At 74.6% G+C, this 14,657-nt stretch carries 13 protein-coding genes; all 13 read right to left on the reverse strand.

Annotated elements, in window-relative coordinates:
- Window positions 1–32 precede the first annotated feature (32 nt).
- On the reverse strand, window positions 33–1,544 hold the full coding sequence (locus OSR43_RS20815) for a class I adenylate-forming enzyme family protein (RefSeq protein ID WP_302268734.1): 1,512 nt from the start codon (window positions 1,542–1,544) through the stop codon (window positions 33–35).
- 14 nt (window positions 1,545–1,558) lie between these two features.
- Window positions 1,559–2,620: an alcohol dehydrogenase catalytic domain-containing protein gene (locus OSR43_RS20820; RefSeq protein WP_302268735.1), complete on the reverse strand. Its 1,062-nt coding sequence runs from the start codon at window positions 2,618–2,620 to the stop codon at window positions 1,559–1,561.
- Entirely contained in the window at window positions 2,617–3,381 is a 765-nt protein-coding gene (locus tag OSR43_RS20825; RefSeq protein ID WP_302268736.1) for an SDR family NAD(P)-dependent oxidoreductase, read from the reverse strand. Before OSR43_RS20825 ends, OSR43_RS20820 begins: the two co-directional genes overlap by 4 nt.
- Window positions 3,381–4,139, reverse strand: a complete 759-nt coding sequence (locus OSR43_RS20830) for an SDR family NAD(P)-dependent oxidoreductase (RefSeq protein WP_302268737.1) — start codon at window positions 4,137–4,139, stop codon at window positions 3,381–3,383. Before OSR43_RS20830 ends, OSR43_RS20825 begins: the two co-directional genes overlap by 1 nt.
- Window positions 4,136–5,362, reverse strand: a complete 1,227-nt coding sequence (locus tag OSR43_RS20835) for an acyl-CoA dehydrogenase family protein (RefSeq protein WP_302268739.1) — start codon at window positions 5,360–5,362, stop codon at window positions 4,136–4,138. Before OSR43_RS20835 ends, OSR43_RS20830 begins: the two co-directional genes overlap by 4 nt.
- 33 nt (window positions 5,363–5,395) lie before the next feature.
- Window positions 5,396–6,385 carry a phosphotransferase family protein gene (locus OSR43_RS20840; RefSeq protein ID WP_302268740.1) on the reverse strand — a complete coding sequence of 330 codons (990 nt, stop codon included), beginning with the start codon at window positions 6,383–6,385 and terminating at the stop codon, window positions 5,396–5,398.
- Complete coding sequence (locus OSR43_RS20845) at window positions 6,385–7,590, reverse strand: acyl-CoA dehydrogenase family protein (protein ID WP_302268741.1); 1,206 nt, start codon at window positions 7,588–7,590, stop codon at window positions 6,385–6,387. The genes OSR43_RS20840 and OSR43_RS20845 overlap by 1 nt, the downstream gene beginning before the upstream one ends.
- A complete protein-coding gene (locus OSR43_RS20850; RefSeq protein WP_367891505.1) occupies window positions 7,587–8,771 on the reverse strand; it encodes a thiolase family protein in 1,185 nt (394 codons plus the stop codon). Before OSR43_RS20850 ends, OSR43_RS20845 begins: the two co-directional genes overlap by 4 nt.
- A complete protein-coding gene (locus tag OSR43_RS20855) occupies window positions 8,741–9,133 on the reverse strand; it encodes a Zn-ribbon domain-containing OB-fold protein (protein ID WP_302268743.1) in 393 nt (130 codons plus the stop codon). The genes OSR43_RS20850 and OSR43_RS20855 overlap by 31 nt, the downstream gene beginning before the upstream one ends.
- A 58-nt stretch (window positions 9,134–9,191) precedes the next feature.
- Entirely contained in the window at window positions 9,192–9,980 is a 789-nt protein-coding gene (locus tag OSR43_RS20860; RefSeq protein WP_302268744.1) for an enoyl-CoA hydratase/isomerase family protein, read from the reverse strand.
- Window positions 9,981–10,073: 93 nt separating this feature from the next.
- Window positions 10,074–12,014 carry an FAD-dependent oxidoreductase gene (locus OSR43_RS20865; protein ID WP_302268745.1) on the reverse strand — a complete coding sequence of 647 codons (1,941 nt, stop codon included), beginning with the start codon at window positions 12,012–12,014 and terminating at the stop codon, window positions 10,074–10,076.
- Between the two features lie 84 nt (window positions 12,015–12,098).
- Window positions 12,099–12,899 (reverse strand): SDR family NAD(P)-dependent oxidoreductase, encoded by an 801-nt coding sequence (locus OSR43_RS20870; RefSeq protein WP_302268746.1) that lies wholly within the window; start codon window positions 12,897–12,899, stop codon window positions 12,099–12,101.
- A gap of 72 nt (window positions 12,900–12,971) precedes the next feature.
- Window positions 12,972–14,618 carry an MFS transporter gene (locus OSR43_RS20875; RefSeq protein WP_302268747.1) on the reverse strand — a complete coding sequence of 549 codons (1,647 nt, stop codon included), beginning with the start codon at window positions 14,616–14,618 and terminating at the stop codon, window positions 12,972–12,974.
- Between the last annotated feature and the right edge of the window lie 39 nt (window positions 14,619–14,657).

Below are 14,657 nucleotides of genomic sequence, written 5' to 3' on the forward strand. Positions count from 1 at the left end.
GGCGCACCGCCGCCGCCGAGCCCGCGGCGCGCTCACGGGGCCTGCCCCGCGGCCGCGCCCGAGAGGTCGGCCGCCAGCGAGACCGCCTCGACGCGGTTCAGCTTGCCCACCCGGTTCTGCGGCAGCGTCGGCACGGCGTGCACGAACTCGGGCCACTTGAACTTCGGGAAGTCCGCCTGCTCGAGGTGCCGGCGCACGTCCTCCAGCGAGAGCGCCGGCCCGCTGGAGACCACGAGGGCGGCCGCCCGCTCGCCGAGGAGCGGGTCGGGCACCGGGACGACGCAGACCTGCGCGACGCCGGGGATCGCGGCGATCGCGGCCTCGACCTCGTTGATGTCGATGTTGCGGCCCCCGCGGATGATCACCTGCTTCTCCCGGCCCAGGATGTTGATCGTCCCGTCGTCGTTGACCCGCGCCCGGTCCCCCGTGGGCAGGAAGCCGTCGTCGGTCAGGTCGGGCCGCTGCGGGGCACCGTCGCGGGCGTAGCCGAGGAACAGGGACGGGCCGCGCACCTGTGCGTTGCCGGTCGTGCCGCCCGGGAGCAGGCGCCCGTCGGCGTCGACGACCCGGACCTCGGTCCCCGGGAAGGGACGACCGTCGCGCCCCAGCCGCAGGTCGGCGGGGTCGGAGGGCAGCGGCGTGGTGTGCCCGAGGCACTCCGACATCCCGAAGACCCGGAGGAACGACGTGCCCAGGTGCTCCTCCGCCTGCTGGAGCGCCTGGCGGTTCATCGGTCCGCCCCCGACAGTCATCGCCCGGAGCCGGGAGAGCGCGCCCGCGGACCCCGGGACGAGCGAGAGCTGGAGCGCCATGGTCGGCACGAGCATCGTCCAGGCCACCGACCGGTCGCGCAGCAGCGCGACCGCGTCCTCGGGCCGCCACTTCTCCAGGCAGACCATCGGGCTGCCGAGCATGGCCGGCAGGTGCATGCCGAAGCAGAACGCCGCGACCGACGAGAGCGGCACGAGGGCGCCGACCGGGTCGCCGGGGCGCAGCCCGATCGCGTCGATGGTCGCCTGCCCGGCGTACCTCAGCGCAGCCTCGGACTGGACCACGCACTTGGGGCGTCCGGTGGACCCCGAGGTCATCGCGATGACGACACCGCCGGCCCAGCGCTCGGTGCCGGCGGTGCGGCCGGACACGGCGGCGTGCAGCGGCCAGCCGTCCAGCACGGTCCCGGCCGGCGCGAGGGCCGCGGAGTCGACCTGCCAGCCCGCCAGGGTGTCGGGCGCGGCGACGACCGCGTCGGGCCGGACGTCCTCGAGCGCGAGGTCGTACTCCGAGCGGTTGGCGTGGGCGCTGATGACGGCCACCAGCCCACCGCGGAGCCCGACGGCCACGGCGGCCGCGAGGGTCCGCCAGGTGTTGTCGGCCTGGACCAGCACCGTCGGTGCGCCCTCGAGCGACGACTCCAGCAGGTCGGCCATCCGCCTCGCCTCGGCGAGCACCTCCCCGAGGGTGTGCTCGCCCGAGCCGTCGACCACCGCCAGTGCGTCCGGTGTCCGCTCCGCGCGCTCCACGAGCTCCTGCGCCAGCTGATGCATGCCCTGCTCTCCTGTCAGTCCGAGTGTGGGGTGGGTACGACGACCGCGCGACCGCTCACCGCGCCGGTGCGCAGGCGGTCGTAGGCGGCCGGTGCGTCGTCGAGGCTGTGGGTCTCGGTCTCTGCGTGCAGCAGGCCCGCCCCGGCGAGGGCGACCACCGCCTCGAGGTCGTCCCGGGTCCCCCAGAACGGCGCGGCGACGCCCCAGCCGCGCGGCAGTTCGGCGCCCTTGGCGACGGTGATCCGACCGCCCGCCGAGCCGACCAGCGCGACCTGTCCCCCGGGACCGACCAGGGAGGGCAGGGCGCCCACCGTCTCCGGCGAGCCCACGAAGTCCAGGACCAGGTCGGCGTCGGGGCCTCCCGCGCCGGCCACGAGCGCGGCGGCGTCGAGCACGGACCCGACCGACCGCGTGGCGCCGAGCCGTGCGGCGAGCTCCCGCGCCTCGGGGCGCGGGTCCACCGCGACCACCTCCGCCGGCCCAGCCGCCGCGAGGAGCTGCAGCGCGAGGTGGCCGAGCCCCCCGACCCCGACGACGACGACCCGCGCCCCGGCGAGCAGCTCCCGGTGCGGGCGGAGCGCGTGGAACGCGGTCAGCCCGGCGTCGGTGAGGGGCGCCAGCGCGACCGGGTCGACGCCCTCGGCGTCGACCAGGTGGCGGGCGGACGGGACCAGCACGAAGTCGGCCAGCCCGCCGTCGCGGCCGAGGCCGGCCCCGACCGGCCCGCTGAGGGAGGGGCAGTGGTTCTCCCGGCCGGTCCGGCACCGGCGGCAGCTGCCGCACGCCCAGATCCCGTGCACGGCGTACCGCCCCCCGACCAGGTCATCGCCCGCTGCGTCGCCGGTCGCCACGACGGTCCCGACGACCTCGTGGCCGAGGGTGAAGGGCAGCTCGTAGGGCAGCACGCCCTCGGCGGCGTCCATCACGTGCAGGTCGGAGTGGCACAGCCCGGCTGCCTCGACGCGCAGCAGGACCTCCTCCCCGACGGGCTGCGGGACGGGCACCTCGACGAGCGCCGGCGGCACGCCCCAGGCGTGGAGCCGCAGCGCGCGCATCGTGGCGGGGAGACCGGTCACCGGGCGGTCCAGCCGCCGTCGACGCAGAGGACGTGGCCGGTCACGTAGCTGGAGGCGTCCGACGCGAGGAACAGCAGCGCGCCGTCGACCTCCCCCTCCTGGCCGCCCCGGCCGAGCATGGTGCCGCGCCGGACCCAGCCGGCCGACTTCTCGTTGGTGAACAGCCCGTCGGTCATCTCGGTGTCGAACCATCCCGGGACGACGACGTTGACCCGGACCCCGCGTCGTCCCCACTGGCCGGCCAGCTCACGGGTCAAGCCCACCACGGCGGCCTTCGACGCGGCGTACCCGGCGCCCCCGATGGGTGCCGTGGAGACGAGGCCGACGACGGAGGAGACGTTGACGATCGACGCGGGGCGCCCCTCGGGCAGGGCCGCGACCGCCGCGACCGCGAGGTGGAAGCCGGCCGTCAGGTTGAGGTCGAGGACCGAGCCGAACTCGTCCGCGGTCTCGGTGAGCGCGTCCGGCGGCCCGGCGCGACCGGCGTTGTTGACCAGGACGTCGATGCCGCCGTTGATCTCCCCCGCCGTCGCGACCAGCCGCTCCCGGTCCGCAGGGTCGGTCACGTCGCACTGCACCGGGACGAGGCCGGGGACCTCGGCGGCGAGCGCGGCCAGCCGGTCCGCGCGCCGGGCCGCGGCGACCACCGTCGCGCCGGCCGCCGCGAGCGTCCGGGCGAAGCCGTCACCGAGGCCCGACGACGCGCCGGTCACGACGGCGACGCGCCCGGTGAGGTCGAAGAGCGCGGGCAGGCCGGCCATCAGTAGACCGCCGTCCGGCCGCCGTCGACCGGGATCAGCGCCCCGGTCGTGTACCCGCTCGCGTCCGAGGCGAGGTGGACGACCAGGCTCGCCAGCTCTCGGGGGTCCCCGAGCCGGCCGGCCGGCAGCCGGTCGGTGACCAGCCCGATGAACTCCTCGTCCCAGCCCGCGGCCATGTCCGTGGCGAACGCACCGGGCATCACGCAGTTGACCCGCACCTGCGGGCCGTACTCCTGGGCGAAGGCACGGGTCAGGGCGTTCAGGCCGTTCTTGGACGCGGCGTACGTCGCCTCCGGCGGGCTGGGCCGCTCGGCCCCGATGCTGGAGACGTTGATGATGGACCCGCTGCCCGCGGCGTGCATGTGCCGGCCGGCGACCGCCATCAGGCGGAACGGTCCCTTGAGGTTGACGTCGATGGTCTTGTCGAACAGCGCCTCGCCCACGTCGTACGCCGACGGCGCCAGCGGAGCGATCCCGGCGTTGTTGACGAGGACGTCGATGCGGCCCAGGTCGCGGACGACGGAGTCCACGGCCGGCTCGATGGCGTCCCAGTCGCCCACGTGCAGCGGGAGCGGGTGGGCCTGCACGCCGCTGGCCTCGGTGACCTGCCTCGCGACCTCGGCGCAGGCCTCGGCCTTGCGGCTCGAGACGACGACCGTGGCGCCCGCCGCCGCGAGCCCGTCGGCGACGGCGCGGCCCAGGCCGCGGGTGGCGCCGGTGACCAGGGCGACCCGGCCGGTGAGGTCGGCCGCGCTCACGACGCCACCGCCGCGCCCGCCGCGGCCTGGGCCTTGAGCTCGAGCCGGGCCATCGTGCGCAGGTGGACCTCGGTGGGGCCGTCGGCGATCTGCAGCGCCCGGGTGAGGGAGTAGAGCCGGCCGAGCACCGTGTCGTCGCTGACGCCGGCAGCGCCCCATGTCTGCACCGCCCGGTCGACCACGCGGTGCGCGGTCTCCATCGCGGCGACCTTGATCGCGGCGACGTCGGTGCGGGCCGCGGCGTTGCCACGGGTGTCCATGAGCCAGGAGGCACGCAGGGTGAGCAGCCGGACCTGGTCGATCTCCATGCGGCTGCGCGCGATCCACTCGCGGACCACGCCGCGGTCGGCCAGCGGCCCGCCGAACGCCTCGCGCTCGAGGGCGCGCCGGCACATCAGGTCCATCGCGCGCTCGGCCATGCCGATCGCGCGCATCGCGTAGTGCATGCGGCCCGGGCCCAGCCGGCCCTGGGCGATGGCGAAGCCGTCGCCCTCATGGCCCAGCACGTTCGTCACCGGGATCCGCACGTCGGTGAACTGCACCTCCCCGTGGCCCAGGCGGTCGCGGTAGCCGAACATCGGCAGGTCGCGGACGACCTCGACGCCCGCCGCGTCGGCCGGCACCAGGACCATGCTCTGCTGCCGGTACGTGGGCCCGGTCGGGTCGGACTTGCCCATGAAGATGATCAGCCGGCAGTCGGGGTCCAGGACGCCGGAGGTGTACCACTTCCGCCCGTTGAGGACGTACTCGTCGCCCTCGCGGCGGATCGTGGAGGTGATGTTGGTGGCGTCCGAGCTGGCCACCGCCGGCTCGGTCATCGCGAAGGCCGACCGGATCTCGCAGTCCAGCAGGGGACGCAGCCACTGCTCCTTCTGCTCCGGCGTGCCGTACATCGCAAGGATCTCCATGTTGCCGGTGTCGGGCGCGGAGCAGTTGATGGCCTCGTTGCCGATGATCGAGCGCCCCACGATCTCGGCCAGCGGGGCGTACTCGAGGTTCGTCAGGCCGGCGCCGAGCCCGTCGTGGGTCATGAACAGGTTCCACAGGCCCTGCTCGCGCGCCACCTGCTGCAGCTCGCGCATGACCTGCGGCTGCTCGTGGTAGTCGTCGCCCTCGAGCAGCTGCGCGTCGTAGACCGCCTCGGCCGGGTAGACGTGCTCGCGCATGAAGGTCTGCAGCCTCTCCGCCAGCTCGGTGGTGCGGGGCGAGTACTCGAAGTCCACGGTGTGCCTCTCGGTGCCGTTCGGGGTGGTGGTTCAGGAGAGCCGGTCGAGGCCGGTGCGGACGAGCCGCTCGATCGTGGCGGGCAGCTTCTCCTGGTCGGGGTCGTGGTGACGCCCCTCGCGGTGCCGGCGCAGGTTGTGGCCCATGATCGCGGCCATCTTGAAGCGACCGAGCGCGTCGAACCAGGCGAGCTCGCCGAGCGGCGGCCCGCCCGCGACGTAGAGCTCGACGAGCTCCTCGGCGGAGGGGAGGCCGGGCACCTCGCGCCCGACGCCGGGGAAGTTGGCGCCGTCGGCGAAGACCAGGAACCAGCCGAGCTCGACCCGCGGGTCGCCGGGGCTCCAGATCTCCCAGTCGATGAGCGCGGCCGGCTCCTCGCCGGAGGAGATGATGTTGCCCAGCCGGTAGTCGCCGTGGACCAGCACGGGGTCGACCGCGTCCGGCACGCGGGCCGCGAGCCTGCGCTCGAGCTCGGCGGCCCCGGGCACCAGCTCCGGCGGGACGGCGCCCATGGTGCGCGCCCAGCGGGCCAGCTCCTCGGCGGGGCCGAGCGGGTCGCCGTCGACCGGCAGGGCGTCCAGGGGTACGCCGTGCAGTTGCGGCAGGACCTCGGCGGCGCGGCGCATCCGGGCCGCGGCGAGCGCCGGCTCGACCGCCGGGTCGTCCAGCACCGGTTCGAGCGACTCGCCTCGGACGAGGTCCATGGCGAACCAGGCCGGCTCGGCGCCGGAGGTGGCGCGGATCGCCGGCACCGGGACCTCGGTGCCGCCCAGCGCCGTCATGATCCGAGCCTGGCGGAGCATGTCGTGCCGACCGACGGCGCGCTGCCCGGGCGGCACGGACTTGACGACGAACTGCTCCTCGCCGAGCGCGATGCGGTAGGTCAGTCCGGAGTGGCCGCCGAGCATCGGCTCGAGGGCACCGGGCTCGCCGTCGTAGCCCTGCTCGCGCAGCGCGGCGACCACCCGACCGCGCAGCGCGGTGGTCGCGGTGTCTGCGGTGTCCTCAGTGGTGGTGGGCATCAGCGCGGCTCCCTCGGGAGGCCGAGCACGCGCTCGGCCAGGATGTTGTGCTGGATCTCGTCGGTGCCGCCCGCGATGCGGTAGCCGGGTGCGCCGAGGACGTGCTCGGTCCAGGCCCAGGTCCCCCACGCGCCACTGTCCGCGGTCAGGTCGGGTCCGAGCAGCATCCGGACGACCTCCGAGGTGCGGGCCATGGTGTCGGTGGCCAGCAGCTTGCCGACCGAGGCCTCCGGCCCGGGGTCGTCGCCGGCCACCACGGCCGCGGCCACCCGCATGCCGGTGAGGCGCTGGACGTAGCTGCGGGTGACCAGGTCCGCGACGCGGTCCCGCTCGAGCTCGCTCAACGGGCGACCGAGGTTGCGCGCGAGCTCGACGGCCCGGTCGGCGTTCTCGAGGCCGAGGTTGCCCGAGTCGAGCCGCTCGGAGGCCAGCACGGTCAGCGCGACCTTCCAGCCCGCACCGACGGGCCCGAGCCGGTGCTCGTCGTCGAGGCGCACGCCGTCGAGGTACACCTCGTTGAAGGAGGAGCCGCCGGTCATCTGCCGGATCGGTCGCACCGTGACGCCCTCGGCATCCAGCGGCACGAGGAAGACGGTCAGGCCGGCGTGCTTGGCGACGTCAGGATCGGTCCGGGTCACCGCGATGCCGAGGTCGGCGACGCGGGCCCCCGAGGTCCAGACCTTGTGCCCGTCGAGGCGCCACCCCTCCCCGTCGCGCACCGCCCGCGTGCGGACGGCCGCGAGGTCGGAGCCGGCCTCGGTCTCGGAGAACAGCTGGCAGGCGATCAGGTCGGTGCGCAGCAGGGCGCGGACCCAGCGCTCGCGCTGGGAGGCGGTGCCCCACTGCGCGACCGTGGGCGCCACCAGCTGCTGGGTCACGGGGAACATCTCGGTGCGCCGGGGGACGTCGAACTCCGCCTCGACCCGGCGGAAGGCGAGGAGGTAGGACATCGGCAGCCCGCGGCCGCCGTGCTCCCTGCTCCAGGTGACCGCGCCGAAGCCGGCGTCGAACTTCGCCCGCTCGTAGGCGCTGATCCGGTCGGTCTCGGCGCGTTCCTCCTCGGCGGTCCAGTTCTCGAAGACCGCGACGTCGTCGCTGCCCTCGCCCCAGGGGCGCGCGGATCGTGGCTCGGCGACCGAGGCCAGCCAGTCACGCGCCTCGGCGACGAACTCCTCCAGGGTGGGCGTCGGGGTGCTCGCACTCATCGGGCCACCGCCTCCAGGACCGTGCAGGCGCTGATGCCGGGAGCGCCGTAGACGTGGGTGAAGCCAAGTCGGGGCCCACCGGCCACCTGGCGGTCGCCCGCCTCGCCCCGCAGCTGCGTCACGACCTCGTGCACCTGCCGCAGGCCCGAGGCGCCGATCGGCTCGCCGTTGGCGATGCAGCCGCCGTCGGTGTTGACCGGCAGGACGCCGCCGATCTCGGTAGCGCCGCGGGCGATCCAGTCCTCCTGCTCCCCGTGCTCGCAGAACCCGCACTCGGCCAGGTGCATGACCTCGGCACCCGCCTCGGTGTCCTGCAGCTGGGCGACCCCGATGTCGGCCGGCCCGACTCCGGCGGCCTCGAACGCCGCCGCGGCCGCGTCCGAGCTGACGCTCGAGGGTGCCCCCTGGCCCTGGATGGAGGGGCTGAAGACCTCGAAGGAGCCGAAGCCGCGCGTGCGCGTGGCAGCCGAGAGGAGCCGCACCTGCCGGGCGCCGAGCCGCGCGGCCACGGCCTCGGAGGCGACGACGATCGCGGCCCCGCCCTCTCCCGGCGAGCAGAACATGTACTGCGTCAGCGGGTCGTTGACCATGGCGGAGGCGGCGACCTGCTCCTCGGTGAGGGCCTCGCGCCGCCAGGCGTTGGGGTTGACGGCGCCGTTGCGGAACGCCTTCGCAGCGACCTTGGCGAGCGTCGCCTCGCTGATGCCGTGCTCGCGCATGTAGCGGCAGATCTTCATCGCGAAGAACTGCGTGGTGACCATCAGGCCGGCCTCGCCGTAGCCCGCCGGCAGTCCCCAGTCCTCCGGACGCGGGTCGAACGCCCCGCGCGGGTGCTTGTCGAAGCCCACCGCCAGCGCGATCTCGGCGGCGCCGGACCGGATGGAGTTGACCGCCGAGACCAGGGCGCTGCCGCCCGTGGCGCAGCCGTTCTTGACGTTGGTGAACGGGATGCCGGTGAGGCCGAGGTCCGAGACCAGCGTGTCGGCGAGACCGGACCCGTCGCTCCCGCCGAAGGCCACCTGGACGTCGGGCCAAGCGATCCCGGCGTCGTCGAGCGCGGCGTGGATCGCCTGCACGGCCATCTGTCGACCGGTCACACCGGGCTGACGGCCGAACCGCGACAGACCTGCTCCGACGATCGAGACGCCGCTCACCGCGCGGCCTCCCCAGCCGCCAGCCACGGTGCGGTGGCGAACGTCGGGACCGGCTCGGTGGCCACCAGGGTCACCTCGGCGCCGTCCAGCTCAGCGGGGTCGCCGCACTCGAGCCGGGCCTCGACGCGGACGCCGTCGGCCAGCTCGACGTACCCCACGGCGAAGGGCGCGAAGCCCGCCGCCGGGGGCACGTAGGGAGGGGACTTCGGCGCGAAGCGCTGCACCGTGTGCGCCCAGACCGTGCCCTGCCGGGCCAGCTCGAGCGGCTCCATCTCGGCGCTCCCGCACCGCTGGCAGCCGGCGGCCACCGGGAACGCCACGTTCCCGCACGGGCGGCACCGGCTCCCCACCAGGGACGGACGGGTGGACGCGGCCACGTCGACGTTCACGACATCTCCTCGTTGCTCCAGAGCGGCATCGGGGGACGGGCCCCCAGGACGGGTCGGGTCAGCGACCGACCCACTTGGGCTCGCGCTTCTGGAGGAACGCCTGCACGCCCTCCTTGCCGTCCTCGGACTGCAGCGCGTTGCCGACCGCCAGGTGCTCCATGACCATGAGCGAGCGGACGTCGGCGTCCAGGCCCTGGTTGATGGCCATCTTGGTCAGCCGCATCATGTAGGGGCTCTTGTCGGTGAGCGTGGAGATGAACTCCTCCACGCACGCGTCGAGCCGGTCGGCCGGCGCGGAGTCGTTGATGAGGTCGAAGTCCTTCGCCTCCTGGCCCGACAGCAGCTTGCCGGTGAGCATGAGCTCCTTGGTCTTGCGCAGGCCGATCATCCGCGGGAGGCGGTAGATCGGGCCGGCGCCGCCGAAGAGGGCCCGGCGGATGTGGAAGTCGCCGATCTTGGCGTCGTCCGAGGCGATCGCGAAGTCGCAGGAGATCATCAGCTCGAAGCCACCGGCGGTGACGTAGCCCTCGAGCACCGCGACCGAGGGGGTGTTCATCTGGTAGAGGCGGTCGCACACCTGGGCCGAGAGCACGGCGACGTCCATGGCGGTGGTCGTGCCGATGAAGTCCGAGAGCAGCTCGTCGAGGTCGAAGCCCGAGCAGAACTGGTTGTCCACGCCCCGCAGGACGAGGACCTTGAGCTCGGGGTCCTCGTCGACCTCCTTGATGATCTCGTCGAGCCGGTGGAGGAGCTCGACGGTGACTGCGTTCTTCTTGTGCGGTCGGTTGAGCCACACGCGGGCGACGTCGCCGTCCTTCTCGAGCAGGACGTGGTCGGTGTCGATCATGGCAGGTCCTTTCAGAACCGAACTGGATTCAGTTTAGTTTGAACTGAGTTCACTACGGTGTCAACCCCCTGCGGTCGTCGGCCCGGAACCGCCTCAGATCTCGGCTCCGGCGCGGTAGCCCTCGGCGATGGCGTGGCTGAGCCGGCGCGGGCTCACGCAGTCCCCGACCACGCTCACGGCCGGGTCCGAGCGGTCCGCGACCGGCCCGAGGTCGAGCACCGGCACACGGGGCCGGTGCCAGACCGTCAGCACGTCGTCGAGCTCGAGGACGGGACCCCCGAACACCGGGCGCAGCAGCACCGGTCCCGAGGCACCGGCCGGGACCTCCAGGGCATGAGCGACGCGCAGGTCCACCCCGGCCGCGCCGAGCCGGGTGAGCAGGGGACCCGCGCTCTCGGCCGGGACGCGGGACGCGAGCGCGGTCAGCGGCGTCGCGAACGTGACCCGCCAGCCGCGTTGCGCGAGCGCCTCGGCGGCGCTGTACGCCGGCCAGAACCCTTCGCCCTCGTCGTACACGACGGCCCGCCGCGGGGAGAGGTCCGGCAGGCGGCCCAGGATGGCGTCGTCGACCGTGACGGCCGGTCGTCCCTCGAGCGCGGCCGGGACGGGGGCGCACCGCGAGCCGGTCGCCACGACGACGTGCCCGGCCAGCCGGCGGACCTCCGCGAGGTCCTCGGCGTCGATGCCGGCGGCCAGGTTGACCTCGACCCGCAACCGCCTGAGCTCCCGCTCCAGGAAGTCGACCACGTCGATGAACGTCGCCCGGTGGGGCGACGCAGCCGCCACCCGGGCCGATCCCCCGAGGGTCCGGGCCCGTTCGAAGAGCACCACCCGGTGCCCGCGGCCGGCCGCCACCCGGGCCGCCTCGAGACCCGCAGGGCCCCCGCCGACGACGTACACGTCCTTCACCTCCGCCGCCCGCCGGCCGACCGCCGGGTGCCGGCCCCGGCCCACCTCGGCGTTCACGGCGCAGTGCAGGTGCGGGTCGAAGGCGCGGCAGTCCTGGTTGATCCCGAGGCAGCCCCGGACCTCGCCCAGGCGGCCGTCCCGCGACTTCACGGGCAGGTCCGGGTCGGCGATCAGCGCCCGCGCCATGCCGACGAGGTCGGCGTGGCCGGACCTCACGATGTGGTCGGCGGTGGCCGCGTCCCGGATGCGCTGACCCACGAGCGTCGGGAGCCCAGTCGCCGCGCGAACCCGCGCGGCCGACGGCACGGCCACCGCGTCGGGGCCCGTGGAGTCCTTGACGTACGTGCCGCGGGTGCCGTGGGTGATGCTGACGTAGTCGATCCCGCGCCCGGCCAGGTCCCCGGCGATGCGGACGCAGTCGTCGACCCCCATCCCGCCGGGGACCTCCTCCTCCCCGCTGAGCCGGACCCCGAGCACGAAGCCCTCCGGGGTCACCGAGCGCATCGCCTCGACGACCAGCCGCACGAAGCGCATCCGGTTGTCGAAGGAGCCGCCGAAGTCGTCGGTGCGCCGGTTGGTCAGCGGCGACATGAACTGGGCCGGGAGGTAGCCGTGCGCCCCGTGGATCTCGACCCCGTCAGCGCCGGCGGCGACCAGGTGGGCGGTGGAGATCCGCCAGCCCTCCACGATCGACTCGATCTCGGGGACGGTGAGCTCGTGCGGCGGGTAGGCGTCCCGCGCGGTCTTGACCGCCGACGGTGCCACGGGGGGCGAGTCCGACTCGCCCCCTATGAACTCGCGGCCCAGGTGGCAGAGCTGCCCGATGAAGCGGGCGCCGTGCCGGTGGACGACCTCGACCTTGGCCGCGGCGGCGGGCACGAACTCCTCGAGGTAGGCCTCCACGAGCTTGCGGGAGCGCAGGGTGGTGGTGGGGTGGACGACGGTCGCACCGCCGATGACGAGCCCGACCCCGCCGGCGGCGAGCCGCTCGAAGTGCTCGGTGTCCCCGTGGGTCGGGACACCGCCCTGCGCCATGCTCGTCCCCGCGGGCAGGGCCACCAGGCGGTTCTTCAGCGTCATCGAGCCGAGGGCGAACGGCGAGAACACGTGGGGGAAGTCGGTCATGGGGCTCCTCGCCGGGCTGAGGGCTGGCGTGCTGGGGGCTGGTGGGCCGGTGCTGGTGGGCCGGGGCTGGCGGCGGAGGAGCCGTCAGACGGTGAAGCGGCCGCCGTTGCTGAGCAGCACCGCACCGACGACGTTCCCGGCCCCGGTCGAGGCGAGGTAGCAGATGTTGTCCGCGAGCTGCTCGGCGCTCGCGTAGCCGATCGCGCCCGTCGCCTCCATGGCCTGCCGGACGGCCGCCGGGGTGCGCGAGGCCATCGGCGTGTCCACCGGGCCCGGCGCGACGGTGTTGACCCGGATGCCGTGGGCGATGGCCTCCTTGGCCACCGACTGCGACAGCGCGTGCACACCGGCCTTGGACGCGGCGTAGTGCGGGTAGCCGACCAGGGTGTCGAAGGCGGCAGAGGACCCGACGGTGACGATCGCCCCGCTCCCCTGGGGCCGCATCGCCCGCACGGCCGCACGCAGGACGTGGAAGGTGCCGTCGAGGTTGATCGACATCACCCGTCGCCACGCCTCGTCGTCGAGCTCGCAGAGGACGTCGACCGGGTGGCCGCTCTCCTGGGCGGCCAGGATGCGCGCCTTGGCGGCGGGGTCGTCGACCCCGGCGGTGTGCACGACGACGTCGAGGCGTCCGGCGGTCCCGACCACCGAGCCGACGACGGCGTCGACGGAGGCGGCGTCCGCGACGTCCACGGCGTGCGCGACGCCGCCGACGCCGGCGGCCACGTCGGCTGCGTTGCGCTCGGCGACGTCGGCAACGTGCACCTGGGCGCACCCCTCGGCCGCGAGCTGGCGCGCCACGGCGGCGCCGATGCCCGAGCCGCCTCCGGTGACCAGGGCGACCTGTCCGGCGAAGCGGCCGGAGGTGTGGGGGTGCTGCGTCATGGTGCTCTCCTGCGGGTCGAGGCCCCGGGGGGGCCGGTCGGGTCGGGCGGGTCGGGCGGGTCGGACAGGGGTTCAGGTCGGGTCGGTCGGGTCGGCCGGGTCGGCCGGGTCGGCCGTCGGGTCGGTCGGGAGCAGCACGTGCGGGCCTGCGACGCGCACGGCCTCGCGTCGCACGGCGTGCCGGAGCCGCTGCTCGGGGACGGTCAACCGGACGGTCTCCTGCTCGAGGAGCTCCTCGCGACCGGCGACGCGGTAGGTCTCGACCCACCGCAGTCCGTCGGCCGACGCGTCGACGACGCGGGCCCGCCACGACCACCCACCCAGGCGGAGGCGGGAGAGCCGGAGGTCGGCCAGCGCGGCCTCGAAGCCCGGCAACCGCGCCGGCGCGACGACGTACTCGTAGCGCACGACCAGCTCGCCCTCGCCCGCGTCGGCGACCAGGGCGGCGACGGACGCGTCGGGGTCGGCGAGGACCGGCTCGATGCCCGCACTGGACCCCAGGCCTGAGGAGAGCAGCACGCCCAGCGACGCGGTCATCAGCGCGGCAGCCAGCACCAACGCCGTCGAGGTGCCGAGCAGGTCGGCCGCGACGCCCCAGAGCAGGGCACCCACGGCCTGGGTGCCCTGGAAGAGGAAGAGCACCAGCGCGATGACCCGCGGCCGCACCCAGTCCGGCAGCGCCTGGTGGGCCAGCATCATCCAGGTGCTCTGCACCCCGACCCAGGCGACGCCGCCGAGCACGAGGAAGGGCGCGACCACCGCGGCGGTGGTGGCCAAGCCCATCGCCAGGAGCGTGAGCGCGTACGCCGCGGAGCCGACCGCCGCGAAGGCTCGCACGCTCAACCGGCGGCGCAACCCGCCGAGGAGGAGCGTGGCCGCGACCGCGCCGACGCCGAGCAGCGCCATCATCACGCCGAAGCTGCCTGACCCGAGCCCGAGCCGGTCGTGGACGACGATCGACACCAGGGCCCACAGCGCCGCGGCGGGCAGCCCGAACATCGTCATCCGCAGCAGCAGGCGGGTGGTCCAGGGCGAGTGGCGCGTGAAGCGCAGGGCGGCCCGGATGGCGGGCAGGACCGGACGGCGGGGCGCCCGCCGTCCGGGTCGGCGGAGCTCGACGAGGGCGAGCACGCCCGCACAGCAGGCGAACAGCGCGGCGACCACGCTGAAGGTGACCACCGGGCCCCGCAGGCCCAGCCCCACGCCGGCGAGCAACGGACCCAGCGCCCGCGCGAGGTTGAACACCGCGCCGTCGACCACGGCCGCCGAGGACACCAGCGGCCGTCCGACGGTCTCCGGCAGCAACGACTGCCACGCGACGCCGACGACGACGAGCGCGACGCCGACGACGACGACCGTGAGTAGCGCCGGCACCGCCCCGTCGACGTCGAGGGCCGCCAGGGCGGCCGCCGCCGCCGCCGAGACACCCGAGGCCAGGGCGGCCGCGGCCATCAGCCGCTCGCGGGACGCGAACCCGACGACCACGCCGACGGGGAGCGCCAGGGCGAGGAACGGCACCGCCATCGCGGCCGGGGCCAGCGACACGACCGTGGCCGACTCGCCACGCTCGGTGAGCATCCACTGCACGGAGACCACGTGCACCCAGACCGCGACGGCGTTCACCAGCTGCACCCCGACCAGCAACCGGAAGACCGGGACGCGCAGCGCGGCCAGCGGCCCGGCGGGCGCGTCCGCCGGGGGCTGTGGGACTGCGTCCACCGCCTGTCGCCTCCTAGAAAACTGAAGTCAGTTCGGTTA

This window comes from Nocardioides sp. Arc9.136, assembly GCF_030506255.1.
Lineage (GTDB): Bacteria > Actinomycetota > Actinomycetes > Propionibacteriales > Nocardioidaceae > Nocardioides.

Excerpts from the sequence above, each read along its gene's own strand:
- OSR43_RS20840 (WP_302268740.1), bottom strand. The coding sequence starts at position 6,385 with ATGCCCACCACCACTGAGGACACCGCAGACACCGCGACCACCGCGCTG.
- OSR43_RS20870 (WP_302268746.1), bottom strand. The coding sequence starts at position 12,899 with ATGACGCAGCACCCCCACACCTCCGGCCGCTTCGCCGGACAGGTCGCC.
- OSR43_RS20860 (WP_302268744.1), bottom strand. The coding sequence starts at position 9,980 with ATGATCGACACCGACCACGTCCTGCTCGAGAAGGACGGCGACGTCGCC.
- OSR43_RS20845 (WP_302268741.1), bottom strand. The coding sequence starts at position 7,590 with ATGAGTGCGAGCACCCCGACGCCCACCCTGGAGGAGTTCGTCGCCGAG.
- OSR43_RS20815 (WP_302268734.1), bottom strand. The coding sequence starts at position 1,544 with ATGCATCAGCTGGCGCAGGAGCTCGTGGAGCGCGCGGAGCGGACACCG.
- OSR43_RS20825 (WP_302268736.1), bottom strand. The coding sequence starts at position 3,381 with ATGGCCGGCCTGCCCGCGCTCTTCGACCTCACCGGGCGCGTCGCCGTC.
- OSR43_RS20865 (WP_302268745.1), bottom strand. The coding sequence starts at position 12,014 with ATGACCGACTTCCCCCACGTGTTCTCGCCGTTCGCCCTCGGCTCGATG.